The organism is Zoogloea sp. (genome assembly GCF_028689785.1).
GTDB lineage: Bacteria > Pseudomonadota > Gammaproteobacteria > Burkholderiales > Rhodocyclaceae > Zoogloea.
This window is the reverse complement of sequence record NZ_JAQVCN010000022.1, coordinates 1-23,385: the sequence shown is the minus strand read 5'-3', so window position 1 is coordinate 23,385 and position 23,385 is coordinate 1. Positions and strand designations below refer to the sequence as shown.

The window sequence follows — 23,385 nt, the reverse complement described above, 5'->3', positions numbered from 1 at the left end:
GACCTTGATCATCGGCTCTCCGGACATCAGCGTGAGCAGGTCGAATGAATTCGACCCCACGGGGAATGTCCCCGTGCAGGCGGTTGATCGACGGGATGTCTGCTCTCCGCCGGCGCGGGCAGGCAGGGAAAGGGCCCCGCCTCACTCCCCGGGAGCGATTTCGACCCGGTTGCGCCCCTTGTCCTTGGCCCGGTAGAGGGCGGAGTCGGCACTGGCCATCAGGGCATTGAGGTCGATGGCGCAGCCGGCGGCGGACGCCACGCCCACGCTGATGGTCACTTCCGGCTGCTCCCCGGCGAGATCGTGGAGCACGGCAAGGCGCACCTTCTCCGCCACCAGGGACATCTGCCCGGTGGTGGTATTGGGGGCTATCACGATGAACTCCTCGCCCCCCCAGCGGCACACCAGATCAGACCCCCGCACCGCGCCCTTCACGGCTTGCCCCACCTGCTGCAACACCCGGTCGCCGATCAGGTGGCCATAGACGTCGTTGATGCCCTTGAAGTTGTCGATGTCGATAAAGGCCAGCCCGAGGGGCAGGCCCAGACGCTGGCACAACTCGCTCTGGGACTTGAGGAAAGTGCTGCCCTGATGGCGATTTGCCAGCCCGGTCAAGGTGTCGCTGGAGGCCAGCGCCTGCAACTGCAGCTCCATCTGCTTGCGGGTGCTGATGTCCTGCACCATGCCGACCACGCGGACGGGCGCGCCATCCGGCGCGTATTCGCAGACACGGCCCCGGTCGTGCACCCAGATGTAATGGCCATTGCGGTTGCGGATACGGTACTCGGCCTCGTAGCGGGAGCGCTTGCCCTGCAGGTGCTCGTCGAGCACGGCCATCACGGCCGGGGCATCGTCGGGGTGTACGTTGTCGCTCCAGGTGGTAAGCAACGGTGCCATCTCGTCGGGGCCATAGCCGAGCATGCGCTTGAGCTGCGGGCTGAAGAACAGCACTCCGGTCGGCACCTCCCAGTCCCACAGGCCGTCGCTGGCCTCGTTGAGGGCAAACCACAGCTGCTTCTCCCGATGAAGCGCGCCGGCCTCCTGGGCGACCCGGCGGGTCATGTCCCGGGCCACGGACAAAAAATAGCTGCGGCCATCGAGATCGAAGTGGGTGGTATTGATCTCCACCTCAACCTCCTGCCCCTGCTGGTGGCGATGCCTGCCATTGAAGCGGAAACAGTCGGTGCTGCGGATGGCCCCGGCGATCTCGGACCACTGGGACAAGCCATGCACATCCATCTGCAGGCTCAGCACGCTATGGTCGAGCACATCCTCACGGCTCAGGCCCAAGCTCTCCCAGGCCTTCCGGTTGCCCCACACGATACGGGACGACTCGGGATCGATCAGGTAAACCGCGTCCGCCAGCTGATCAAAAAGCACCTCTGCGGCAGGCAGCGTGGCCCCGATGTACGGTGGCAGATGTTCGGCTTTTGACATGGACGGAGCGGCTGCGTTAGATGAAGCGCATATCGGAACCGACGAGTATATAAGGACCGCGGCGCCCGATCGAAACTTAAATTAACAAAAAAGATAGAAATCGCATCGTCCGCCGCGGCCCGGCCCGGGCTTTTCCTGGGCCCGGATTCATCCGGCATCCGCACGTCGCGCCCGGTCGATCTCCAGCGCAGACTATTCCAACGCCATTCAAAAGCGCCGCACCTCGATGTCGAATTTCTGCAATGCATAGCCCATCTGACGGGGAGTGATGTTGAGCAGTCGCGCTGCCTTGGCCTGGACCCAGCCGCTGCGCTCCATGGCCCAGATCAGGCGCTCCTTTTCGCCTTCCGGCATGTGCTCGCCGAACAGACGCTCAGGGGCGGTACTGCGGTGGGGGATCTCGGGCACCGGCACCGAAATCTCGATGGAGTTGGCGTGGGTGCGTACGGGAGCCACCGCATCGTCCTTGTCCACGTGGTGGAGGGTCTGGGTGAGGCAACGATTGTTATGACAGGGGAAGTGCAGCTCGCTGATGGATTCGCCCCGGGCCATGGTGGCGGTGCGCTCCACACAGTTCTCCAGCTCGCGCACATTGCCCGGCCAGTAGCAATTGACCAGCACGTTGAGGGCTTCCGGCGTCACCCGCAGGTCGCGGCCGTTCTCCTTGTTGTAGCGATCCAGAAAATAGGCAATCAGCGGCGGGATGTCCTCGCGGCGCTCGCGCAGGGGCGGCAGAAACAGGCTGACCACGTTGATTCGGTAGTACAGGTCGGCCCGGAACTCACCCGCCGCCACCATCTTTTCCAGGTTGCGGTTGGTGGCGCACACCAGGCGCACATCCACCTTGATCGATCGATTGCCCCCCACCCGCTCGAACTCCCGCTCCTGCAGGACGCGCAGCAGCTTGGCCTGGAAAGCCGGGGAGATGTCGCCAATCTCGTCGAGAAAGAGCGTGCCCTTGTCGGCCATCTCGAAGCGCCCCTTGCGCTCCCCCACGGCCCCGGTGAAGCTGCCCTTCTCATGGCCGAAGAGTTCGGATTCGAGCAGGCTCTCGCTGAGGGCGGCGCAGTTCACCTTGACGAAGGGCGCGTCCTTGCGCGGCGACAACGTGTGCAGCGCCCGGGCAATGACCTCCTTGCCGGTACCGCTCTCGCCCCGCAGCAGCACCGTCGAGCGGGACGGCCCGGCCTGGTGCACCTCGGCAAAGACATCCTGCATGCGCTTGGACACACCGATCACGTTATCCAGCCGAAAGCGCCCCTTCAGCTCCTGGCGCAGGCGGCGGGTCTCGCTGATCAACTGGTTGCGCTCGGCGAGCACCGTACGCTGCAGGGCCAGGGCCTGACCGACCAGACTGGCCGCCATGGTGAGCAGGCGCACATCCTCGTTGAAGCCACCTCCGGCCCGTTCGCTGACCCGGTCAATGGTGATCACCCCGACCACCTCCTTGGCCACCCGGATGGGCATGCCCACCAGGGCAATGCGCTCCCCGTCCACATGATCGAGGGCGCCGGTGCGGTTGAGGAAGAAGGGCTCGGCGGCCAGATCGTGCACCACCGCGGGCATGCCCGACGTGTAGACCTTGCCGATCACCCCTTCACCTGGGCGATAGTGGCCGGCATCGTATTCGTCCGGGGTCAAACCGACCGCCGCCAGCAGATGCAGCTCCTCGTCCTCGGTGTCCACGATGATCATGCAACGCCGGTAGCCCATGTTGTTGGCCAGCACATTGAGCGCTTCACGACAGGTCTTGGCCACATCCAGGCTGGAGGTGAGGATCTTGCTGATTTCGTAGATGGTGGCGAGCTCGGTCTGAGCCCGCATATGCAGTACCGCGTTCATAGCGAGCCTCCTGATCAAACGCCGGGCAGCAGCCGGCTTGGGTGGCGGGACACGGAGTCGCCGCAAGGGGATATGGGATGAACTCAAGCAAGGCTTATACCTACGTGCAGTAGGGGTATTGGCGGCCAGCCGCCGGGCGGAGAGCCTTGATTTACGGCGCTGCACAAAAAACCAAGGCCATCAGCGCCTTGCCAGCGTCCGTCGACGGCCCCCTGCTCATGCCCCGTCGAAGCGCATCACGCCCTGGCGTGGTGCCCGGAGCGACGCCGCCCGGCAATGTTGGCAGCAGGCCTGTGGGGAAGGCGACAAATCCGACAAAGCTATTCGCAGAATCGCGGTTTCGCCCTGATTAAAACCCGACATTCCTTTAAATTCAGATACCTGCAACACACCATAGAGCATGGCACCGAAGTTGCTGAAGTCTCCGCAAAAGCCCCCAGCGGAGAACAAGGCCCATGACGACCCAAGCGATCTACCTCGATTACGCTGCCACCACCCCCGTCGACCCCCGGGTGGCCGCGAAGATGATCCCCTACCTCACCGAGCTCTTCGGCAACCCTGCCAGCCGCTCCCACGCCTATGGCTGGGCCGCCGAAGAGGCGGTGGAGCTTGCCCGCGAACAGGTAGCCGCGCTGGTCGGCGCCGACCCCAAGGAAATCGTGTGGACCTCCGGTGCCACCGAATCCAACAACCTGGCCATCAAGGGCGCCGCACGCTTCTACGCCGCCTCCAAGGGCAAGCATCTGATCACCCCGAAGACCGAGCACAAGTCGGTGCTCGACACCTGCCGCGAGCTGGAGCGGGAAGGCTTCAGCGTCACCTACCTGGAAGTGGAGCCCAACGGCCTCATTGACCTGGACAAGCTCGCCGCCGCCCTGCGCCCGGACACCGTGCTGGTGTCCACCATGTATGTGAACAACGAGATCGGCGTGATCCAGGACGTGGCCGCCATCGGCGCCCTGTGCCGGGCCAAGGGCGTGATCTACCACGTGGATGCCGCCCAGGCCGCCGGCAAGGTGGAGATCGACCTGGAGACGACGCCCATCGACCTGTTGTCCCTGTCCGCCCACAAGGCCTACGGCCCCAAGGGCATCGGCGCCCTCTACGTGCGGCGCAAGCCCCGGGTGCGCCTGGAGGCCCTGATCCACGGCGGCGGCCACGAGCGCGGCCTGCGCTCCGGCACCCTGCCCACCCACCAGATCGTCGGCATGGGCGAGGCCTACGCCATTGCCCAGGCCGGCATGGCCGCCGAGAACGAGCGCATCCGCTGGCTGCGCGACCGCCTGTGGGCCGGCCTGTCGGCCATGGACGAGGTCTACCTTAACGGCGACCTGGACGCCCGCGTGCCCCACAACCTCAACGTCAGCTTCAACTACGTCGAGGGCGAATCCCTGCTGATGGGCATCAAGCAACTGGCCGTGTCGTCCGGTTCGGCCTGCACCTCGGCCAGCCTGGAACCCTCCTACGTACTGCGCGCCCTCGGCCACAGCGACGAACTGGCCCACAGCTCCATCCGCTTCTCCATCGGCCGCTTCACCACCGAAGCCGAGGTGGACACCACCATCGCCCTCCTCGGCGAGGCGGTTGCCAAGCTGCGCGAACTCTCCCCCCTGTGGGAGATGGTGCGCGAGGGCATCGACCTCGAAAGCATCCAGTGGGCCGCCCACTGATTCCTGAACCCCGACAGAGCCCCCCGGAGAACCATCATGGCCTATAGCGAAAAAGTCATCGAACACTACGAGAACCCCCGCAACGTCGGCGCCTTCGGCAAGGACGACGAGGACGTGGGCACCGGCATGGTCGGCGCCCCCGCCTGCGGCGACGTGATGCGCCTGCAGATCAAGGTTTCGGCTGAAGGCGTCATCGAGGACGCCAAGTTCAAGACCTACGGCTGTGGCTCGGCCATCGCCTCCAGCTCCCTGGTCACCGAATGGGTGAAGGGCAAGACGCTGGACCAGGCGCTGGACATCAAGAACACCGAGATCGCCGAAGAGCTGGCCCTGCCCCCGGTCAAGATCCACTGCTCCATCCTCGCCGAGGATGCCATCAAGGCCGCCGTTGCCGACTACCGTTCCAAGCACGGCAGCGGCACCGAAACCGAAACCCCGATCTGCGCCCCCGTCGCCCCCTGAGGAGTCACGCCATGAACACCCCCGTTACCGAAATGCCCGCCCCCGTCGTCTTCACCCAGGCTGCGGCCGGCAAGGTGGCCGAGCTCATCGCCGAAGACGGCAACACCGAACTCAAGCTGCGCGTGTATGTGAGCGGCGGCGGCTGCTCCGGCTTCCAGTACGGCTTCTCCTTCGACGAGGTCGCCAACGACGACGACCTGCGTATCGAGCAGTCCGGCGTCACCCTGCTGATCGACGCCATGAGCACCCAGTACCTGATGGGCGCCGAGATCGACTACGAGGATGGGCTCGAAGGTTCGCGCTTCGTCATCCGCAACCCCAACGCCACCAGCACCTGCGGCTGTGGCAGCTCCTTCTCCATGTGAGGTCGGCATCATGAGCGTCACCGTTACCGAGAAGGCCGCCCGCCACATCCTGAAGACCCTCGACAAGCGCGGCAAGGGTGTCGGCCTGCGCCTCGCCGTGAAGACCAGCGGCTGCTCCGGCATGGCCTACGCCCTGGAATTCGCCGACGAGAGCCAGCCCGAAGACCTGATCTTCGAAAGCGCCGGCGTCAAGCTGCTGGTGGACCCGCGCAGCCTGCCCTATCTGGATGGCACCGAGCTGGACTTCGTGCGCGAAGGGCTCAACGAAGGCTTCAAGTTCAACAACCCCAATGCCAAGGCCGAATGCGGCTGCGGCGAGAGTTTCGCCGTCTGACCTCGCAAAGGGAGAACCCATCATGGCGCTGCTGCAAATCGCCGAGCCGGGGCTGGCCGCAGCCCCCCACCAGCACCGCCTGGCCGTCGGCATCGACCTCGGCACCACCAACTCCCTCGTCGCCACCGTGGCCAGCGGCATGGCCAGGGCCCTGGCCGACGAAAGCGGGCACATCCTGCTGCCCTCGGTGGTCCGCTACGGTGAAACGGAGATGCTCGTCGGCCGCGAGGCCCGCGCCGGCCAGGCCGACGACCCCCTCAACACCATCGCCTCGGTGAAGCGCCTGATGGGCCGCTCCCTCGCCGACGCCGACGCCACCATGCGCAGCCACTACCTGCTCAGCGACGGCCCCGGCATGGTGGGCATCGAAACCCGCGCCGGCCGCAAGACCCCGGTGGAAGTCTCGGCCGACATCCTGCGCAGCCTGCGCGAGCGGGCCGAAGCCAGCCTCGGCGGCGAACTCACCGGTGTGGTCATCACCGTACCCGCCTACTTCGACGACGCCCAGCGCCAGGCCACCAAGGACGCCGCCCGCCTGGCCGGCCTGAATGTGCTGCGCCTGCTCAACGAACCCACCGCTGCCGCCATCGCCTACGGCCTCGACAACGCTGCCGAAGGCATCTACGCCGTCTATGACCTGGGCGGCGGCACCTTCGACATCTCCATCCTCAAGCTCACCCGAGGCGTGTTCGAAGTGCTCGCCACCAACGGCGACCCGGCCCTCGGCGGCGACGATTTCGACCACCTGCTGGCCGACTGGCTGAAGGCCCAGGCCAGCCTGCCCGACGACATGCCGGTGGAAGACCGCCGGCGTCTGCTGGCCCTGGCCCGCAGCATCAAGGAAACCCTGTCGTCCCAGGAACAGACGGTGGCCACCTGCAACTTCAGCGGAAACCTGTCGCTCCAGGTGCCGGTGAGCCGGGCGCTGTTCGGCGAACTCACCGCCGAGCTGGTCGCCCGCAGCCTGCGCCCCGTCCGCAAAGCCCTGCGCGACGCCAACCTTGGCGCCGAAGATATCAAGGGCGTGGTGATGGTGGGCGGCTCCACGCGCATGCCCCATGTTCAGGCGGCGGTGGAAAAGCTCTTTGGCACCGCCCCCCTCAACAACCTCGACCCCGATCAGGTGGTGGCCCTCGGCGCAGCCATGCAAGCCGACGTACTGGCCGGCAACCGCAAGTCCGACAGCGAAGCCGACTGGCTGCTGCTCGACGTGTGCCCCCTCTCCCTCGGCCTCGAGACCATGGGTGGCCTGGTGGAGAAGATCGTGCCGCGCAACAGCACCATCCCCACCGCCCGCGCCCAGGACTTCACCACCTACAAGGACGGCCAGACCGCCATGAGCGTGCATGTCGTCCAGGGCGAACGCGAGATCGTGTCGGAGTGCCGCTCCCTCGCCCGCTTCACCCTGCGCGGCATTCCGCCCATGGTGGCGGGCGCGGCGCGCATCCGCGTCACCTTCCAGATCGATGCCGACGGGCTGCTGTCAGTCACCGCCCGGGAGCAGACCAGCAGTGTCGAAGCCCACGTGGAGGTCAAACCCTCCTACGGCCTCGGTGACGGTGAAGTGGCCCGGATGCTGCTGGACGCCTACGGCACCGGCGAGATCGACGCCGCCACCCGCATGCTGCGCGAAGCCCAGGTGGAAGCCCGGCGCCTCATCGACGCCACCGAGGCCGCCCTCGCCGCCGACGGCGCCGCCCTCCTCGCCCCGCCCGAACGGGACGTGGTGCAGAAGGCCATCTACGCCCTGGCCGAACTGCTGGAAACCGACGAAGGCGACACGCGCAAGATCCGCGCCGCCACCGACGCCCTCAACGCCGCCAGTGCCGACTTCGCAGGGCGGCGCATGGACGCCAGCATCAAACGCGCCCTCGCCGGCCGCAGCCTGGAGACCCTGTGATGAGCACCGTCCGCGTCCTGCCCCACCCCCACCTGTGCCCCGACGGCGTCCACTTCGAGGCCAAGCCGGGCCAGTCCCTGTGCGACGCCCTGCTGGCCCACGGCGTGCCCCTCGAACACGCCTGCGAGAAGGTGGCCGCCTGCGCCACCTGCCATGTCTACGTCCGCCAGGGTGGCACCAGCGTGCCCCCCAGCAGCGATCTGGAAGAAGACCAGCTGGATTCCGCCTGGGCTCTCCAGGCCGACTCCCGCCTGGCCTGCTGCGTCAAGCTCGGCGACGGCGACCTCCTCATCGAAATCCCCAAGCACTCCCGCAACCACGCCCGGGAACACGGCTGAGATTGTGCTGAGCCGGTGGGGTCGAATTCATTCGACCTCCCCACGCTGATTCATCGACACGCCGCCGCTCACCCGCCCGCGGTCGAATGAATTCGACCCCACAACGGCACCCTCCAGCCACCGGCTGGCAGTAAGCCGCCCCCCGCCGCCCGTTCCCCCCGCCCCACGCCAAGCCCCGCCCTCCCCGTGGGGTCGAATTCATTCGACCTCTGCACGCTGATTCATCGACACACCGCCGCTCACCTGTCCGCGGTCGAATGAATTCGACCCCACAACGGCACGCCCATCCCTACCTGTGCGAAATCCGACAAAGGCGACAGCCACGCTTTTCCTCGTCTTCCCGATTGCTGGCAAAAAACATAAATCATCAAAAAATCATCAACTTAAACCACAAACCCGCACATGGCACGGCCTTTGCTGATCAGGGTGTGAAAGGACACCACCCACCATGAACCCGCTGCCCACCATCAACGACACCACCCTGCGCGACGGCGAACAGACCGCTGGCGTGGCCTTCACCGTCGAGGAGAAGTGCGCCATCGCCCGGGCCCTCGCCGATGTGGGTGTCCAGGAGATGGAGATTGGCATTCCGGCCATGGGGCCGGTGGAGATCGAAGCCATCGGCGAGATCGCCCGCCTGCGCCTGCCGGCCAGCCTGATGGTGTGGTGTCGGATGACCGACACCGACCTGGCCGCCGCCCGCCAGTGCCCGGTGGACACCGTCAACCTGTCCATCCCGGTGTCCGACATCCACATCAGCACCAAGCTCAAGCGCAGCCGCGAATGGGTGCTGGAGCGGGTGGGGCGCTACGTGCACCAGGGCCGTGACATGGGCTACGCCGTGTCGGTGGGCTGCGAAGACTCCTCCCGCGCCGATCCGTCCTTTCTGGCCCAGGTTGCCGAGGCCGCCCAGCGGGCCGGTGCCACGCGCCTGCGCTACGCCGACACCCTGGGCATCCTCGACCCCTTCTCCACCCATGACGCCATCGCCGCCCTGCGCCGGCAGGTGGACATGGACATCGAGATGCACGCCCATGACGACCTGGGCCTGGCCACGGCCAACACCCTGGCCGCCTTCCGGGCCGGCGCCAGCCACGCCAACACCACCGTCAATGGCCTCGGCGAGCGCGCCGGCAACGCCCCGCTGGAAGAGATCGTGATGGGCCTGCGCCACCTCCACGGCATCGATTGCGGCATCGACACCCACACCCTGCCGGCCATCTCGGCCCTGGTGGCCGAAGCCTCCGGGCGCGCCGTGGCGGCCAACAAGAGCATCGTCGGCGAGGCCGTGTTCACCCACGAGGCCGGCCTGCACGTGGATGGCCTGCTGAAGGACCCGCGCACCTATCAGGGCTTCGACCCGGCCGAACTGGGCCGTAGCCACCGGACCGTGCTGGGCAAGCACTCCGGCTCCCGAGCGGTGATCGCCGCCTATGCCCAGCTCGGCATGCTGGTGTCCGACGCAGAGGCCCACGGCCTGCTCGAACGCATCCGCGACCACGCCACCTGCACCAAGCGCTCGCCCTCCGCCGGAGAGCTGGCCCGCTTCCTCCTCGAAGTCAGCCGTTGCGAGGGCAGCGCATCATGAGCCCCAGGGAACCCGACATGAAGATCCTCGCGGCCACCCAGGGCGCCACGCCGGGCTTCCTCAGCACCCTGCGCGAGGACGTGGCCTGCGTCTTCGCCCGCGACCCTGCGGCCCGCAACACCCTGGAGCTGCTCACCATCTACCCCGGCGTACAGGCCCTGATGCTTTACCGGGTGGCCCATTGCCTGTGGCGCGGCAACTGGCGCTACGCCGCCCGGGCCCTGTCCTTCCTGGCCCGCTTCGTGACCAATGTGGACATCCACCCGGGCGCAGTCATCGGCCGCCGCTTCTTCATCGACCACGGCGCCTGCGTGGTGATCGGCGAGACCGCGGTGATCGGTGACGACGTGACCCTCTATCACGGCGTCACCCTGGGCGGCACCACCTGGAACCCCGGCAAGCGCCACCCCACCCTGGGCAACGGGGTGGTGGTCGGTGCCGGCGCCAAGATCCTCGGCCCCATCACCGTGGGCGAGAACGCCCGGGTGGCCGCCAACTCCGTGGTCATCGACCCGGTGCGCCCCGGCATGACCGTGGTCGGCATTCCGGGCCGCATGGTGCTGCCCAAGGAAGGCCGGCGCATCGCCCACGGCATCGACCTGGATCACCACCAGATCCCCGACCCGGTCGGCAAGGCCATTGGCTGCCTGCTCGACCGGATCGCCCAGATGGAACGGGAAATCGCCACGCTCAAGGGCGAACCCACCACCGCCGAAGGCGCCTGTCGCACCTGCGACGACACCTGCTCGCAACCCACCTTTGACGGTAGCTGGAAGGCCACCGCCCACAACGCACCAGGAGCCTGACGCCATGAACGAACTGACCGGCGAACTCGCCAAGCTCTCCTCCGCAGAGGAATTCCTCCACTTCTTTGCCGTGCCCTTCGACCAGAAGGTCGTCCATGTGAGCCGACTGCACATCCTCAAGCGCTTCTACCAATACCTGCGCCGGGATGCCGACCTGAGCGCCCTGACGGGCAGCGAACTCTTCGGCCGCTACCGTGGCCACCTGGTTGCCGCCTACGACGACTTCGTGCGCTCCACCCCGGCCCGGGAAAAGGTCTTCAAGGTGTTCCAGGACACCGACGGCCGCCAGCAGGTCAGCCTCGACAGCCTGCGCGCCACCCTTCCCTCCTCCGCCACCTAAACCGACAGGACAGCCGCCATGCACATCGTCGTCTGTATCAAGCAGGTTCCGGATTCGGCGCAGATCCGCGTCCATCCGGTGACCAACACCATCATGCGCCAGGGCGTACCGGCCATCGTCAATCCCTATGACCTGTTCGCCCTGGAAGAAGCCCTGCGCCTCAAGGACAAATTCGGCGGCAAGGTGACCATGCTGTGCATGGGCCCACCCCAGGCCGAAGACGCCCTCAAGAAGTGCATCTCCTTTGGTGCCGACGACGCCGTGCTGGTGACCGACCGCTCCTTTGCCGGCGCCGACACCCTGGCCACCTCCTACGCCCTGGCCGCCGCCATCCGCCAGATCGGCCGGGAGCAGAAGGTGGACATCGTGTTCACCGGCAAGCAGACCATCGACGGCGATACCGCCCAGGTCGGCCCCGGCATTGCCAAGCGTCTGGGCCTGCAACTGCTCACCTACGTCTCGCGCATTGCCGAACTCGACCTGGAGGCCAACACCATCACCGTCGAGCGCCGCGCCGAAGGCGGCGTGCAGGTGCTGAAGACCGCCGTACCCTGCCTGATCACCATGCTGGAAGGCACCAACGAGATGCGCTTCGCCCCGCTGGAAAACATGATCCACGCCGCCCGCTACCCGGTGCGCAAGTGGAACAAGGAAGCCGCCGGCATCGAGGACGTGACCAAGATCGGCCTGAAGGGCTCGCCCACCGTGGTGAGCAAGGTCTTCGGCCCCACGCCCCGGGCCGAGAAGGCCCTGATGCAATCCGTTGATGACGCCAGCCCGCGGGATGTGTCCCTCAACGTGATCCAGAAGATCTTCACCCAGCACCCGACCCTTGAGCGCGACATCCTCGCCAAGGCCTCCGTGTGACCCCACGACAAGACGCGAAAGGAAACCTGCCATGAGCGACGCCGAAGTCAAGAAGCCCGCCGCCCGGGGCGGCCGCAACCTGGAACTGCCCGAACACCTGAAGGCCTACAAGGGCGTCTGGGTGTTCATCGAACACGACCGGGGCGCCGTGCACCCGGTGTCGTGGGAGCTTCTGGGCGAAGGCCGCAAGCTCGCCGACACCCTCGGCGTGTCCCTGTCGGGCGTCATCATGGGCGGCCCCGACGAGCCCCTGGAGCGCTACGCCAAGGAGGCCTACACCTTTGGCGCCGAGAACTGCTACATCGTCCGCGACCCGGTGCTCCAGGGCTACCGCAACGAGCCCTTCACCAAGGGCATGACCGACCTGGTGAACAAGTACCAGCCCGAGATCGTGCTGCTGGGCGCCACCACCATGGGCCGCGACCTGGCCGGCTCGGTGGCCACCACCCTGGCCACCGGCCTCACCGCCGACTGTACCGAGCTGCGCATCGACCCGGCCACCCGGGCCCTGGCCGCCACCCGCCCGACCTTCGGCGGATCGCTGCTGTGCACCATCATGACCCTGGCCTACCGCCCGCAGATGGCAACCGTGCGCCCCCGCGTGATGCAGATGCCCGACGCCGACCCGGCACGCAGCGGCAGCATCGTCGAGGACACCCTCGGCATGATCGAGACCGACATCGTCACCAAGCTCCTCGACTTCATCGCCGACGAGAACAGCAACAAGGTCAACCTGGCCTACGCCGACATCATCGTGTCGGGCGGCAAGGGCCTCAAGACGCCGGACAACTTCAAGCTGATCTGGGACCTGGCCAAGGTGCTCGGCGCCGAGGTGGGCGCCACCCGCCCGGTGGTCCAGTCGGGCTGGGTGGATGCGGAGCGTCAGGTGGGCCAGACCGGCAAGACGGTGCGCCCCAAGCTCTACATCGCCGCCGGCATCTCGGGCGCGATCCAGCACCGGGTGGGCATGGAGGGCGCCGACGTGATCGTCGCCATCAACACCGATGCCAACGCCCCGATCTTCGACTTCGCCCACCACGGCATCGTCGGCAACGCCATGCAGGTGCTGCCGGTGCTCACCGACACCTTCCGCGAACACATTGCCCTGCGCAGCCGCAAGGCCGCCTGAGCGCCCACCGGAGACCCACCATGAGCGAGAAATTCGACGTCATCGTTGTCGGCGCGGGCCCCTCGGGCAACGCCGCGGCCTACACCGCGGCCAAGGCCGGCCTGTCGGTGCTGCAGATCGAGCGGGGCGAATACCCCGGCTCGAAGAACGTGCAGGGCGCCATCCTGTACGCCAACGCCCTGGAGCAGATCATCCCCGACTTCCGGGACGATGCCCCCCTCGAACGCCACATCATCGAGCAGCGCATGTGGGTGCTGGATGACGAATCCTTCGTCGGCACCCACTTCCGCTCCGATGACTACAACAAGCCCCCCTACAACCGCTACACCATCATCCGCGCCCAGTTCGACAAGTGGTTTTCGTCGAAGGTGAAGGAAGCCGGCGCCCTGGTGATCTGCGAAACCACCGTCGAATGCCTGCTGATGGATGGCGACCAGGTGGTGGGCGTGCGCTGCGACCGCCAGGGCGGCGAGGTCTTTGCCGATGTGGTCATCCTGGCCGACGGAGTCAACTCCACCCTGGCCCGCAAGGCCGGCTTCCATGGCGAGATCCAGGCCGGCAACGTGGCCCTGGCGGTGAAGGAAATCCTCTTCATGCCCCAGGAGACCATCGAGGCCCGCTTCAACGTCAAGGACGAGGAAGGCGTGGTCATCGAGATGTTCGGCAAGATCACCGACGGCCTGATGGGCACCGGCTTCCTCTACACCAACAAGGACTCCATCACCCTGGGCGTCGGCTGCATGCTCTCCGACTTCAAGGCCAACCCCAACCGCAGCTCGCCCTACACCATGCTGGAGAAGATGAAGGCTCACCCCTCCATCGCCCCCATGATCGCCGGCGGCGAGATGAAGGAATACTGCGCCCACCTCATCCCCGAAGGCGGCTTCCACGCCGTGCCCAAGGTGTTCGGCAACGGCTGGATGATCGTCGGCGACTCGGGTGGCTTCGTGAATGCCGTGCATCGGGAAGGCTCCAACCTGGCCATGACCACCGGCCGCCTGGCCGCCGAAACGGCCATCGCCGCCAAGGCCGCCGGCAAGGGCTTCAAGGCCAAACAGCTGGCCGGCTACAAGTCGGCCCTGGACGAATCCTTCGTGATGAAGGACCTGCACAAATACCGGGACATGCCCAGCGTGTTCCACGACAACAGCCAGTTCTTCACCACCTACCCCGAGCTGGTCAACCGTGCCGCCCGCACCATGCTGACGGTGGATGGCATCGACAAGAAAACCAAGGAGAAGGAAATCTTCTCCAGCTTCCGTAAATCGCGCAGCCTGGCCGGCCTGGCGGGCGACGCATTCAAGCTGTGGAGGGCCTTCAGATGAGCACCGTCGTGAATGTGGAAGAAAAACTCTTCCAGAACCGCTACAAGGTCGACCACGGCCGCCCGCACATCAAGATCCGCCAGCCGGACCTGTGCCGCAACGAGTGCAAGAGCCAGTCCTGCACCTACGTCTGCCCCGCCGCCTGCTACAAGGCCGAGGGCAACGGCGCCGTCACCCTGATCACCGACGGCTGCCTGGAATGCGGCAGCTGCCGGATCATCTGCACCGAGCTGTCCAACGTGGAATGGGAATACCCCCGCGGCGGGCACGGCATCCTGTTCAAGTTCGGCTGAGAAACGGACCCCATCATGGACGACATCCACCTGTTTCTCGCCCACGCCATCCAACTGGAGCGGGAGGCCGCCCGCCACTACGAAGCGCTGACGGAAGACATGAAGACCGCCGGCAACACCGACGTGGCGGACTTCTTCCGGAAAATGGCCGGCTTCTCGCGCAAGCACCTGGCCGACGCCATGGAACGGGGCGGCTTCCGGGTCGTCCCCGAGCTGCGCCCCGACCAGCTGCGCTGGCCCGACGGCATCAGCCCCGAGAACGCCGGCTGGGAAGGCGTCGACGGCTTCCTCGACGTGCTCGGCGCCCTGGAGCTGGCGCTGCTGGCCGAGCGCCGCGGCCACGCCTTCTACGCCGGCATCGCAGCGGTGAGCAACAACATCAAGGTCAAGCGCATGGCGGCCGAGTTTGCTAACGAAGAGGCCGAACACGTGGCCGAGCTGGAAAAGCTCATCGACCGCGTCGCATCCGCCTGAACCCAGATAAGCCAACGGAGAGAGCATCATGACCAAACCGAAAAAACACGTCTTCGTGTGCGCCCAGCAGCGCCCCCCCGGCCACCCTCGCGGCTCCTGCGCCGCCAAGGGCTGCAACGAAATCCTGCAGACCTTCTGGGGCGAGCTGCAGAAACGCAACGCCTACGAGCACATCGGCGTCACCTACTCAGGCTGCCTCGGCCCCTGCGACAGCGGCCCCAACGTGCTGGTGTACCCGGAAGGCGTGATGTACGCCGGCGTCACCAAGGACGACGTGATCGAGATCTTCGACAAACACCTGGAAGGCGACGAAGTGGTCACCCGCCTGCAGACGCCGGCGGCCGTCTGGTGAACCTCTTTACCGGCGAAAGCTCCCGGGCGCTCTTCGGCGGTGACGCGCCGGAGAGCGTCAACCGGCTGCTCCACGAGGCCGCCGCCGCCCACGCCGACCCCACCCGGGCCGAAGCCCTGCTGTGGAGCGCCCGCCTGTCGGCCCCCGAATGCCTGCCGGTGTACTTCGCCCAGTACAAGTTCTACTTCTACCGCAAACGCCTCGAAGACGCCGAACGCTGCGCCCGCGACGGCCTGCATGCCGCCGCCGGACAGGCCCGCATCGGCCGCCACTGGCGCGAAGTGCAAGGCGGCGACGCCGACTTCAGCGCCATCGGCCCGGCCCGCTTCTGGCTGTTCACCCTCAAGGCCCTGGCCTTCATCCGCCTGCGCCGCGGCGACCGGGCCGAAGCCCAGGCCCTACTCGAAAAAGCCGCCCAGCTCGACCCCGCCGACAACATGGGCGCCAGCGTCATCGCCAGCCTGAAGGACGCCTCCGCGCCCGACACCCCACCCGGCAAGCGCCCCGGCCCCACTGGCGACAGCTACCTGGATCGCCTCAAGAAGGGCGGCACCCAATGATCATCCCCGCCGCCCTCCTGGCCAACATCGTCAATGCCGGCACCGACGCCCTGACCCTGGCCGAAGACATGGACGAAGCCACCTTCCGCCGCTCCCGCCTCGCCCGCGCCGAAATGGCCCGCCTGGTCGGCGTCATGGCCACCAACCTCGCCGGCCTCCCCGACGCCCAACGCCAGCAGTTCGCCGAACTGGACTGGAGCACCTGGCGCGCCGTCCCCGAACAACTCGGCGCCGACCCCACCACCCGCGACGAAGCCCTGTGGTTCGCCCTCCGCGCCCTGGTCCCGGCTACGTTGATGTGGTTGCGGGTGTACAGGGAGAGTGCGCCGGGGTTGTTTGAGATTCAGCAGGGGTGAGACGGGGTCACCCAGAACCTTGATCAGGCGGCGGGCCTTGGTTGATACCGCACCACGGCTGGCTGGAGGGCCCGTGGGGTCGAATTCATTCGACCGCGGACTGTGGTGAAAGGCATGCCGATTAACCAAAGCGCTGAGGTCAAGTAAATTCAATCTCACGGAGGATCCGGAATACCTCGACCGTTCGGGCACGGCGGGTTTCATAGTCATGATCCACCACCTCGGTTCATGACATATGGCTTCACAAGAAGCTCCCCGATATGAGAGCATCCTGCCCACTCCCTCCCGCTCACATCACCTGCTCACGCGTGAAGACGCTGAAAGCCCTCCTGATCGCCGTTGCCATTTACCAGGCAGCTGCAGTTTTCATATTGAACAGCGTGTCAAAACTGGAAGTCCCGGTCGTCAATTACAGCTGGCTGACGACACATGTGCTGCTCTTCCTTGAGGCGACAACGCCTCTCAAGAGTCGTGACTTGGCGATTGACGCCAATTTGATCATCAGCAGCATGATTTTGAATGGAGACATGCATTCCGTTTCAGACATGCTGGAAAACGGGATCAACGCATACAAACATCTGGACGCATTTCTGACAGCAAACCGGGATCACCTCAGTGACGAGGACAGGTTTGCCCTGCTCATGGAAGAACTGATCATCCTCAACAGACTCTGGCTCATCTCGGACGATACAAAGCTGCGAACGATGCAGATGGCAGCCTACGATGAGATCAGGAAATACCGGCACGCAGTCCCGCCTGAAGATGCCAACTACCTGGATGCAGAGTCCATCCTCACGCTTGGTCACACGACGCCCAAACCGGAGGGGAGCGTGGAAAGCCTGAATCTATATAGCCTCAAGAAGTTCTACGCCGGCATGGTCGCGTGCAAGAACGGCAAGGACAGTGGCGCTACTGACATAGATTTCTTCAAGGAGAACTATAGCCGCGGCAGCAGAGAGATACTGCATGTTGTTTCCCGGAACTGGAACATGCCTCTGCTGACCCTTCTTCCCATCCTTCCAAACAATCACACCCCGGAACGCTGTGCAAAAAGCCTGCAGAGCGTCGTGGATAGGTTGCTCACGAATGCCTCAGCAGGTGTCTCCATATCCAGGGCCTGATAGGGCATTCGCGTTATCGGGATGACCCGTGCAGAATTTCTCTCGGTCAATACAGCTCATCGTTGCTCTGCCTAGGGTTCCGGGGGGCATGGGCAAGACAGGCAGGTTCGTTTTTACAGCAACCCAACGGCACTCCTGACAAAAGAATCAATAATCTCCCTTCGCCTCTTCCGCCACTGCGCTTCAGAAATAACTTCCGGCTCTATCCCCGAAACATCAACGGAATACGTTTTCCCAAGCAACTGCGAGGCACGACGACCAGACGGGTCCACTTCTTCTATTTGGCGGCTAGATACAATCGCCTTCTGCATTGCTCTGGCACCCCTTGTACACAAAGCACCAAGCAACGGACGCTCGCCTCTCATTTCCTCTAACGCCACCGCCTCAAGCATGGCTGCAGCTTTCTCATTCTTGGACATAAGAGCGAGCTGCTCAATGAGCGGCTGAATATATTTCTGTTGCTCGAATCCCAGAGCAATGCTCTGTGGACTTGCTTGATCTACGCAGCGTGCACCATCAATTGAGAGTGCGACCCTCGCATGGAAAAGAAAAACTGCAGCCTCCCTTTTAAAATCACCCTTTCCGTCTCTCATGTAGTGAAGATTGGAGGCGTAGGCATAGGAATATCTTGGATCTGCATTCTCGGAGAGAATGCGCCACCGAAGCCAAGTTGACAGGATGAACATATCTTTCCCGTCCTTCGGCGTGGTCGCCCTCTCCAATGGAGCCTTTCCAGTCGCTACATTGGTCTCAGAATCTAGAGCCTTCCATGTTTCAGCTGCATCGGAGTCAGGGGGATTTGATCTAAGACCTCTAACTTGGACAGTTGCCTTTTGCCACGCAGGGATTGCACTTCTTTGCATGATCTGTTGCATTTGCTCTACTGTTGGTTCTGCTGCAGCATTGCCTGCTGTCAAGCTAATAATGGATAGAGTTGTAGCAATGCAGCAAAAAAGTTGGCGTGGAATTTCCATAAGAACCTCGCAGTTACTGATAGAGATAACGCCCAAGGTAAGCGGCGCCAGAAGGAGCGCAACGACTGAAGGGCACCAACAAGGGCCAAGACAATGGCGAAGCCATGACCCTTGTTGGCGTCCGCTTGACCGCCCAGTTGGACGAAGCCGCTCCGCGGAGAAAGCCCTCTCCGCCCTCGCAAGATTTACTGTGTGATCTCACGCCCTCTCTCATGAGGGCGCGATTCTGCACAACATCGTGAGGATAGGCCAGCATGAGCACAGCATTTTTGTGCACTTCGATCAGCAATTCCATTTGCATTTTAAGCAAACGCGTGTTCCTCGACAAGATGAACCTGATGGCTCCGTGGACCGAATTGGTGGCATTGATTACGCCCATTCGCCAGTGGCTGGAGCCAAAGGCGGACACCCGTCATTTGCAGTTGAAACCATGCTGCACATTCATTTCTTACAGCAGTGGTTTGGACTGAGTGATCCGGCGATGAAAGAGGCGCTGCACGATGTGTCGCTGTATTGCGAGTTCGCGCACCTTGACCCGGGCGCCAGCCGCTTGCCTGATGAATCGACCATTCTGCGGTTTCGCCACTTGCTCGAACAGCATGGTCTAAGCATGCAGATCATGGCGGCCAGCTATGGAGCTCACAGCGAGTGATGTTGGTTCAAGGCGGCACAGGTTTGGCGGACGGTGTCTGCGAGAACGCCCTGCAGGGGGTGCGGAGCTGCGATTTCCGGAAGAAGCATATTCACCTGGTAGCCGATGGCAACAGTAAGCGGCCGAACTACTAGGTCCGGTCCGCTGAGTTCCAGTGCAGTGAACGGGTTTACGATGGCAACGCCCAGGCCCTGACGCACCATGGCGCAGACGGCCACTGCGCTCGTGGTTTCAAGCAGGGTTGCGCGATGGACTTTAGCCTCTTCGAACATCGCATCAATGGCGGTTCGATACGGGTCGCCAACCGCGAGACTGATGAAGCGCTCGCCTGTAAAGTCCCGTGGTTGCAGTCGCGCCTTGCGGCACAGGTTGTGATCACGTGGCAACACAGCCACTTCATTGACTTTCAGTAAGGGCTGCAAGGCAACTCCAACGGGTGCCTCCTGGGTTTCACTCAGTCCCAGGTCAAAGCGCTGCTCACTCATGGCTTGCTCCAGCCAGGGCGACTCCAAGGGATGCACGCTGACGCCTAGTTCAGGATGTGCTTGTGAGAGATATACCAGTGCGCGGGGTACCAAGGCATGAGCCAATGCCGGCAAACACGCAATGCGCAAGCGACCCGTCACTTGCGTGCGCAATTCGCTGGCGCGCGCTGCGATCTGTTCCAAGCCTATAAACGAGCGCTCTACTTCCTGCATCAGCGCAAGTGCCCGCACGGTAGGTCGTAATCGGCCCCGCACCCGGTCAAAAAGGTTAAACCCCAGCAACTGCTCCAGACGACCCAGCTCGCGACTCAAAGTGGGCTGGCTTGACGCGCACGCGTCAGCTGCACGCCCCAGGTTGCCGTGCAGCATGATGGCGCGAAACATTGTCAGCTGGCGATGAGTTAAATTCATATCAATATTGAATAGCTAGCCAAAAAGAATAGCATTGATTGAATTGACCATGAAGGGGACCATCCACCCATGAACCCTTTCACCCCCGCTACCCTCGCTCCTTTGGCCCAGCAGTTCGGTACCCCGCTGTGGATCTACGATGCCGACACCATTACGCGCCAGATAGCCGCTCTGCGGTTGTTTGACGTAGTGCGTTTCGCCCAGAAAGCCAACTCCAATACACACATCCTTCGCCTCATGAAGCGTCAGGGCGCAGTGGTGGACTCGGTATCTTTGGGTGAAATCGAACGCGCGTTGGCTGGTGGTTTTACGCCGGGCTTGCACAACGGGCACGCAGACATCGTGTTCACGGCTGACCTGCTGGACCGCGCTACGCTTGCGCGCGTGGTGGAACTCAATATTCCCGTGAACTGCGGCTCCATGGACATGCTGGACCAATTGGGTGCGGTCAGCCCGGGGCACCCGGTGTGGCTACGCATCAACCCGGGTTTCGGGCATGGCCATTCCAAGAAAACAAATACCGGTGGCGAGCATAGCAAGCATGGCATCTGGCATGGCGACCTCGTACACGCCTGCGAAAAGATCAAGTCCAACGGCCTGGCCTTGCAGGGCCTTCACCTGCACATCGGCTCAGGCGTGGACTACGCGCACTTGCAGGAAGTGTGCGGTGCCATGCTGAAGCTGGTAGAGGTAGTGAATGCGCAGGGTTTGGACCTGCACGCCATCTCCGCGGGTGGCGGTCTGTCCGTTCCTTACCAGGCCGGTGAACTCACGATTGATACGGCGCACTACTTTGCATTATGGGATGCAGTGCGCTGTGCCGTGGAACAACTGCTGGAGCACCCAGTGAAACTGGAAATAGAACCGGGCCGTTATTTAATGGCCGAGTCCGGCGTGCTGGTCACCGAGGTACGTGCCACGAAGCAACAGGGCGCCAACCATTTTGTGTTGGTGGACGCGGGCTTCAGTGATCTGGTTCGCCCGGCCCTATACGGCGCCTACCACGGCATGGAGTTGATCCACTCTGATGGCACAGCGGTTAATGGCCTGCAGTTTGACACGGTGGTTGCCGGACCTCTGTGCGAGTCGGGAGATGTGTTTACTCAAGGAGACGGTGGCGTGGTGTTGCACCGGTCCTTGCCGCAGGCGCAGGTGGGAGACCTGCTGGTGTTGCACGACACCGGTGCGTATGGCGCCTCCATGTCATCGAACTACAACGCGCGCCCGCTGATTGCCGAAGTGCTGATGGAAAACGGTGAGCCCCGGCTTATTCGACGAAGGCAGACGGTGGCTGAGCTGCTCGCGCTGGAGGCGGTGTAAGGCAGGCCACAATCTGCTCTACTGTGGGTCGATGGCCTTACGGACAAGCACAAGACTTCCAGCTACCTGCTGTTCGCGACCAACTCACTACGCAGCCTTGCGGGTTTCCCTCATCCCGGCCACGTTGATGTGCTTGCGGGTGTCCAGGGAGAGTACGCCGGGGTTGTTTGAGTTTCAGCAGGGGCAACATGAAGCAAGGAAAACCGGCCTCGGCGTGCTTTTCATTGTCAGACGCGGGAACACGCCTTCAGGGCTTCAATGTCTGCGGACACAATAACGGCCAAGTGCCTTGAAATCCTCTCAATTGGCCAGTCCCACCATGCAATCGCCTCAAGCGCCAATACGGCTTCTTGCGAAAAGCGTTCCTTGATTACCTTTGCTGGATTGCCTCCGACGACGGAGTACGGAGGCACATCGGCAACGACCACGGAACGCGAGGAAATGATCGCGCCATTGACGATCTTTACGCCGGGCATAATAAGACAGTCATACCCTATCCAGACATCGTTTCCAACAACGGTATCACCTTTGTACGGAAGGTCACCGGGCTGAGGCATGACCTTCTCCCACCCGTTTCCAAAAATCTGAAATGGGTAGGTGGAGATGCCGGAAGTCTTATGGTTTGCTCCGTTCATGATGAACTTGACGCCACGGGCTATCGCGCAGAACTTTCCGATGACAAGACGATCACCAATGAACGGAAAATGGTAAAGAACATTTCGTTCAAAGTTCTCAGAATCTTCCGGATCGTCGTAGTAGGTGTAATCCCCGATGATGATATTCGGATTTGCAACGGTGTTCTTGATGAAGCATACCTGCGGGAAACCCGCCATAGGGTGCTTGTCTAGTGCGCTCGGGCCGTTCACGGGGGCTCCTGTTGAGATGTCTGACGTAGAGATGATTGGCGCCCGGCGCGGACCCGCATGCCGGGTGGTTTGGAGAGAACCGGTCAGGAACCAGCCCTTATCGGATTGGGCCTCGTCACCAAAACTTCCACCATGGTGACCGAGAGCGTTTGTAGCGCACCAGCGGAATTGACTCAGGCTCAAGCAGGGAAGGATCAATGAACCCCTCAAGCTGGTAGCCAAAGCGGTCCTTCAGCGCTTCCTCTCCGAGCTCGAGAGGATGAAACGGAAACGGATAGGCGTCCATCTCTTCGTCCGCCTCAACGGCAGGGTGCTCACCGGACCAGTAGGCCTCCTCGAAAGGCAAGCGCTGCCCGAGGTCTTCCATGATGCCATCGTCCGGAGACAGGCTGAGGGAGCGCACCAACCTTCCGTTAACCCATATTGCATACGCAAACCAATCAACGACGCTGTGCATGGCATGAAGCGTGATAACCCCCTTGCCAGCGGCAGCTATGAACTTCTGCGGCAGCTTAGACGGATAATCGATGCCAAACTCCTTCGCCGCGATAACCGAGACACCCGGAAAGCAGCCGATGTGAAGTTCGTCGCCAGGTGGGCATGTATAGGAAAGATTGCCATCCCCAATCGGTTCGAGTCTCTCGCCAGGAAACAAGGCAGCTGCGAGCTTCGAGGTCGCCTCCCGATCAAGGGAAGGCTTAGCTGCGAGTGCCTCACGTGCACTTGAATCCGCAAGTACGAGCATCCAAGTCTTCGCGCCCATAGATCAGCTCCGGTAGTTGCAAGAGGCCCGACGCTCGCCGTTCCTTCTCGCCGCATTCATGCTTTCAAGGGCATCCCTGGCCCCTTTCTCCGTTTCGTTCCCCATAACCATGGTGCACCAGCTTCTGGATGTTGTGCATCATGCAATAGGGCTTCCACCACCCTTCCCACGTTCGCCCGGCCCTGCAGAATTGCATCGCGGCGTGGCAGAGCTGGTCACGTCTCACTCTGGGCACCTCGAATAACCCGAGGTTTTCAATGAATCCCGCCGCGCAACGATGATCGCGACCAAATTCGGTTCAATTTCGCTGAGCAAACACAGCCTTTCCCTGCGGTGTTGCCCCGTTTTTGCCACG

Annotated in this window: 25 protein-coding genes and 1 pseudogene; 20 read left to right on the top strand and 6 right to left on the bottom strand. The window is 63.4% G+C overall.

The features are described from left to right. Window positions 1-141 precede the first annotated feature (141 nt). Window positions 142-1,437 (bottom strand): diguanylate cyclase, encoded by a 1,296-nt coding sequence (locus tag PHI64_RS11495; protein WP_299882749.1) that lies wholly within the window; start codon window positions 1,435-1,437, stop codon window positions 142-144. Between the two features lie 207 nt (window positions 1,438-1,644). Beyond that, entirely contained in the window at window positions 1,645-3,279 is a 1,635-nt protein-coding gene (gene nifA / locus PHI64_RS11490) for a nif-specific transcriptional activator NifA (RefSeq protein WP_299882747.1), read from the bottom strand. Between the two features lie 455 nt (window positions 3,280-3,734). On the opposite strand from nifA, the gene PHI64_RS11485 reads away from it, so the two are divergent. From PHI64_RS11485 to PHI64_RS11400, 18 genes are all read left to right on the top strand, one after another. Continuing rightward, entirely contained in the window at window positions 3,735-4,949 is a 1,215-nt protein-coding gene (locus PHI64_RS11485) for an IscS subfamily cysteine desulfurase (RefSeq protein ID WP_299882745.1), read from the top strand. A gap of 36 nt (window positions 4,950-4,985) precedes the next feature. Then, a complete protein-coding gene (gene iscU, locus PHI64_RS11480; RefSeq protein WP_299882743.1) occupies window positions 4,986-5,411 on the top strand; it encodes a Fe-S cluster assembly scaffold IscU in 426 nt (141 codons plus the stop codon). 11 nt (window positions 5,412-5,422) lie between these two features. Continuing rightward, window positions 5,423-5,776, top strand: a complete 354-nt coding sequence (gene erpA, locus PHI64_RS11475) for an iron-sulfur cluster insertion protein ErpA (RefSeq protein WP_299882741.1) — start codon at window positions 5,423-5,425, stop codon at window positions 5,774-5,776. Window positions 5,777-5,786: 10 nt separating this feature from the next. Continuing rightward, window positions 5,787-6,110: an iron-sulfur cluster assembly protein IscA gene (iscA, locus tag PHI64_RS11470; RefSeq protein WP_299882739.1), complete on the top strand. Its 324-nt coding sequence runs from the start codon at window positions 5,787-5,789 to the stop codon at window positions 6,108-6,110. A gap of 22 nt (window positions 6,111-6,132) precedes the next feature. Further along, the gene (gene hscA / locus PHI64_RS11465; protein WP_299882737.1) at window positions 6,133-8,010 is read left to right on the top strand and encodes a Fe-S protein assembly chaperone HscA; all 1,878 of its coding nucleotides are present in this window, start codon (window positions 6,133-6,135) and stop codon (window positions 8,008-8,010) included. Then, on the top strand, window positions 8,010-8,348 hold the full coding sequence (gene fdx, locus PHI64_RS11460; protein WP_299882735.1) for an ISC system 2Fe-2S type ferredoxin: 339 nt from the start codon (window positions 8,010-8,012) through the stop codon (window positions 8,346-8,348). The genes hscA and fdx overlap by 1 nt, the downstream gene beginning before the upstream one ends. Before the next feature lie 448 nt (window positions 8,349-8,796). Next, window positions 8,797-9,936, top strand: a complete 1,140-nt coding sequence (gene nifV, locus PHI64_RS11455; RefSeq protein ID WP_299882733.1) for a homocitrate synthase — start codon at window positions 8,797-8,799, stop codon at window positions 9,934-9,936. Then, window positions 9,933-10,742: a serine O-acetyltransferase gene (gene cysE, locus PHI64_RS11450; protein WP_299882731.1), complete on the top strand. Its 810-nt coding sequence runs from the start codon at window positions 9,933-9,935 to the stop codon at window positions 10,740-10,742. The genes nifV and cysE overlap by 4 nt, the downstream gene beginning before the upstream one ends. A gap of 4 nt (window positions 10,743-10,746) precedes the next feature. After that, window positions 10,747-11,082, top strand: coding sequence for a nitrogenase stabilizing/protective protein NifW (gene nifW / locus PHI64_RS11445; protein WP_299882729.1), 336 nt, complete (start codon window positions 10,747-10,749; stop codon window positions 11,080-11,082). An 18-nt stretch (window positions 11,083-11,100) separates the two neighbouring features. Further along, window positions 11,101-11,949 carry an electron transfer flavoprotein subunit beta/FixA family protein gene (locus PHI64_RS11440; RefSeq protein WP_299882728.1) on the top strand — a complete coding sequence of 283 codons (849 nt, stop codon included), beginning with the start codon at window positions 11,101-11,103 and terminating at the stop codon, window positions 11,947-11,949. A 31-nt stretch (window positions 11,950-11,980) separates the two neighbouring features. Then, a complete protein-coding gene (locus tag PHI64_RS11435; RefSeq protein WP_299882726.1) occupies window positions 11,981-13,078 on the top strand; it encodes an electron transfer flavoprotein subunit alpha/FixB family protein in 1,098 nt (365 codons plus the stop codon). A 20-nt stretch (window positions 13,079-13,098) separates the two neighbouring features. After that, window positions 13,099-14,403, top strand: a complete 1,305-nt coding sequence (locus tag PHI64_RS11430; protein ID WP_299882724.1) for an FAD-dependent oxidoreductase — start codon at window positions 13,099-13,101, stop codon at window positions 14,401-14,403. Further along, a complete protein-coding gene (locus PHI64_RS11425; RefSeq protein WP_296567833.1) occupies window positions 14,400-14,696 on the top strand; it encodes a ferredoxin family protein in 297 nt (98 codons plus the stop codon). Before PHI64_RS11430 ends, PHI64_RS11425 begins: the two co-directional genes overlap by 4 nt. 15 nt (window positions 14,697-14,711) lie before the next feature. Next, complete coding sequence (locus PHI64_RS11420) at window positions 14,712-15,170, top strand: ferritin family protein (protein WP_299882721.1); 459 nt, start codon at window positions 14,712-14,714, stop codon at window positions 15,168-15,170. Between the two features lie 28 nt (window positions 15,171-15,198). Further along, window positions 15,199-15,522: a (2Fe-2S) ferredoxin domain-containing protein gene (locus PHI64_RS11415; RefSeq protein ID WP_299882720.1), complete on the top strand. Its 324-nt coding sequence runs from the start codon at window positions 15,199-15,201 to the stop codon at window positions 15,520-15,522. Next, complete coding sequence (locus PHI64_RS11410) at window positions 15,519-16,082, top strand: hypothetical protein (protein ID WP_299882719.1); 564 nt, start codon at window positions 15,519-15,521, stop codon at window positions 16,080-16,082. The genes PHI64_RS11415 and PHI64_RS11410 overlap by 4 nt, the downstream gene beginning before the upstream one ends. Further along, a complete protein-coding gene (locus PHI64_RS11405) occupies window positions 16,079-16,438 on the top strand; it encodes a hypothetical protein (RefSeq protein ID WP_299882718.1) in 360 nt (119 codons plus the stop codon). The genes PHI64_RS11410 and PHI64_RS11405 overlap by 4 nt, the downstream gene beginning before the upstream one ends. 308 nt (window positions 16,439-16,746) lie before the next feature. Continuing rightward, window positions 16,747-17,559 (top strand): hypothetical protein, encoded by an 813-nt coding sequence (locus tag PHI64_RS11400; protein WP_299882717.1) that lies wholly within the window; start codon window positions 16,747-16,749, stop codon window positions 17,557-17,559. A gap of 113 nt (window positions 17,560-17,672) precedes the next feature. On the opposite strand, the gene PHI64_RS11395 is transcribed toward PHI64_RS11400, so the two are convergent. After that, entirely contained in the window at window positions 17,673-18,533 is an 861-nt protein-coding gene (locus tag PHI64_RS11395) for a hypothetical protein (protein WP_299882715.1), read from the bottom strand. Between the two features lie 254 nt (window positions 18,534-18,787). Between PHI64_RS11395 and PHI64_RS11390 the strand changes: the two are divergent. Continuing rightward, a pseudogene (locus tag PHI64_RS11390) lies at window positions 18,788-19,158 on the top strand (transposase); the annotation flags it as partial. A gap of 14 nt (window positions 19,159-19,172) precedes the next feature. Here the strand turns inward: PHI64_RS11390 and PHI64_RS11385 are convergent. Continuing rightward, the gene (locus tag PHI64_RS11385; RefSeq protein ID WP_299882713.1) at window positions 19,173-20,081 is read right to left on the bottom strand and encodes a LysR family transcriptional regulator; all 909 of its coding nucleotides are present in this window, start codon (window positions 20,079-20,081) and stop codon (window positions 19,173-19,175) included. A 69-nt stretch (window positions 20,082-20,150) separates the two neighbouring features. Between PHI64_RS11385 and lysA the strand changes: the two genes are divergently transcribed. Further along, window positions 20,151-21,401: a diaminopimelate decarboxylase gene (gene lysA / locus PHI64_RS11380; protein WP_299882712.1), complete on the top strand. Its 1,251-nt coding sequence runs from the start codon at window positions 20,151-20,153 to the stop codon at window positions 21,399-21,401. A 227-nt stretch (window positions 21,402-21,628) separates the two neighbouring features. On the opposite strand, the gene PHI64_RS11375 is transcribed toward lysA, so the two are convergent. Both PHI64_RS11375 and PHI64_RS11370 read right to left on the bottom strand, forming a co-directional pair. Further along, on the bottom strand, window positions 21,629-22,267 hold the full coding sequence (locus tag PHI64_RS11375) for a Vat family streptogramin A O-acetyltransferase (RefSeq protein ID WP_299882710.1): 639 nt from the start codon (window positions 22,265-22,267) through the stop codon (window positions 21,629-21,631). 115 nt (window positions 22,268-22,382) lie between these two features. Further along, on the bottom strand, window positions 22,383-23,030 hold the full coding sequence (locus PHI64_RS11370) for a hypothetical protein (RefSeq protein ID WP_299882708.1): 648 nt from the start codon (window positions 23,028-23,030) through the stop codon (window positions 22,383-22,385). Between the last annotated feature and the right edge of the window lie 355 nt (window positions 23,031-23,385).

Coding starts and splice junctions, on each gene's coding strand:
- PHI64_RS11495 (WP_299882749.1), bottom strand. CDS start 1,437: ATGTCAAAAGCCGAACATCTGCCACCGTACATCGGGGCCACGCTGCCT.
- nifA (WP_299882747.1), bottom strand. CDS start 3,279: ATGAACGCGGTACTGCATATGCGGGCTCAGACCGAGCTCGCCACCATC.
- PHI64_RS11485 (WP_299882745.1), top strand. CDS start 3,735: ATGACGACCCAAGCGATCTACCTCGATTACGCTGCCACCACCCCCGTC.
- iscU (WP_299882743.1), top strand. CDS start 4,986: ATGGCCTATAGCGAAAAAGTCATCGAACACTACGAGAACCCCCGCAAC.
- erpA (WP_299882741.1), top strand. CDS start 5,423: ATGAACACCCCCGTTACCGAAATGCCCGCCCCCGTCGTCTTCACCCAG.
- iscA (WP_299882739.1), top strand. CDS start 5,787: ATGAGCGTCACCGTTACCGAGAAGGCCGCCCGCCACATCCTGAAGACC.
- hscA (WP_299882737.1), top strand. CDS start 6,133: ATGGCGCTGCTGCAAATCGCCGAGCCGGGGCTGGCCGCAGCCCCCCAC.
- fdx (WP_299882735.1), top strand. CDS start 8,010: ATGAGCACCGTCCGCGTCCTGCCCCACCCCCACCTGTGCCCCGACGGC.
- nifV (WP_299882733.1), top strand. CDS start 8,797: ATGAACCCGCTGCCCACCATCAACGACACCACCCTGCGCGACGGCGAA.
- cysE (WP_299882731.1), top strand. CDS start 9,933: ATGAGCCCCAGGGAACCCGACATGAAGATCCTCGCGGCCACCCAGGGC.
- nifW (WP_299882729.1), top strand. CDS start 10,747: ATGAACGAACTGACCGGCGAACTCGCCAAGCTCTCCTCCGCAGAGGAA.
- PHI64_RS11440 (WP_299882728.1), top strand. CDS start 11,101: ATGCACATCGTCGTCTGTATCAAGCAGGTTCCGGATTCGGCGCAGATC.
- PHI64_RS11435 (WP_299882726.1), top strand. CDS start 11,981: ATGAGCGACGCCGAAGTCAAGAAGCCCGCCGCCCGGGGCGGCCGCAAC.
- PHI64_RS11430 (WP_299882724.1), top strand. CDS start 13,099: ATGAGCGAGAAATTCGACGTCATCGTTGTCGGCGCGGGCCCCTCGGGC.
- PHI64_RS11425 (WP_296567833.1), top strand. CDS start 14,400: ATGAGCACCGTCGTGAATGTGGAAGAAAAACTCTTCCAGAACCGCTAC.
- PHI64_RS11420 (WP_299882721.1), top strand. CDS start 14,712: ATGGACGACATCCACCTGTTTCTCGCCCACGCCATCCAACTGGAGCGG.
- PHI64_RS11415 (WP_299882720.1), top strand. CDS start 15,199: ATGACCAAACCGAAAAAACACGTCTTCGTGTGCGCCCAGCAGCGCCCC.
- PHI64_RS11405 (WP_299882718.1), top strand. CDS start 16,079: ATGATCATCCCCGCCGCCCTCCTGGCCAACATCGTCAATGCCGGCACC.
- PHI64_RS11395 (WP_299882715.1), bottom strand. CDS start 18,533: ATGGAAATTCCACGCCAACTTTTTTGCTGCATTGCTACAACTCTATCC.
- PHI64_RS11385 (WP_299882713.1), bottom strand. CDS start 20,081: ATGAATTTAACTCATCGCCAGCTGACAATGTTTCGCGCCATCATGCTG.
- lysA (WP_299882712.1), top strand. CDS start 20,151: ATGAACCCTTTCACCCCCGCTACCCTCGCTCCTTTGGCCCAGCAGTTC.
- PHI64_RS11370 (WP_299882708.1), bottom strand. CDS start 23,030: ATGGGCGCGAAGACTTGGATGCTCGTACTTGCGGATTCAAGTGCACGT.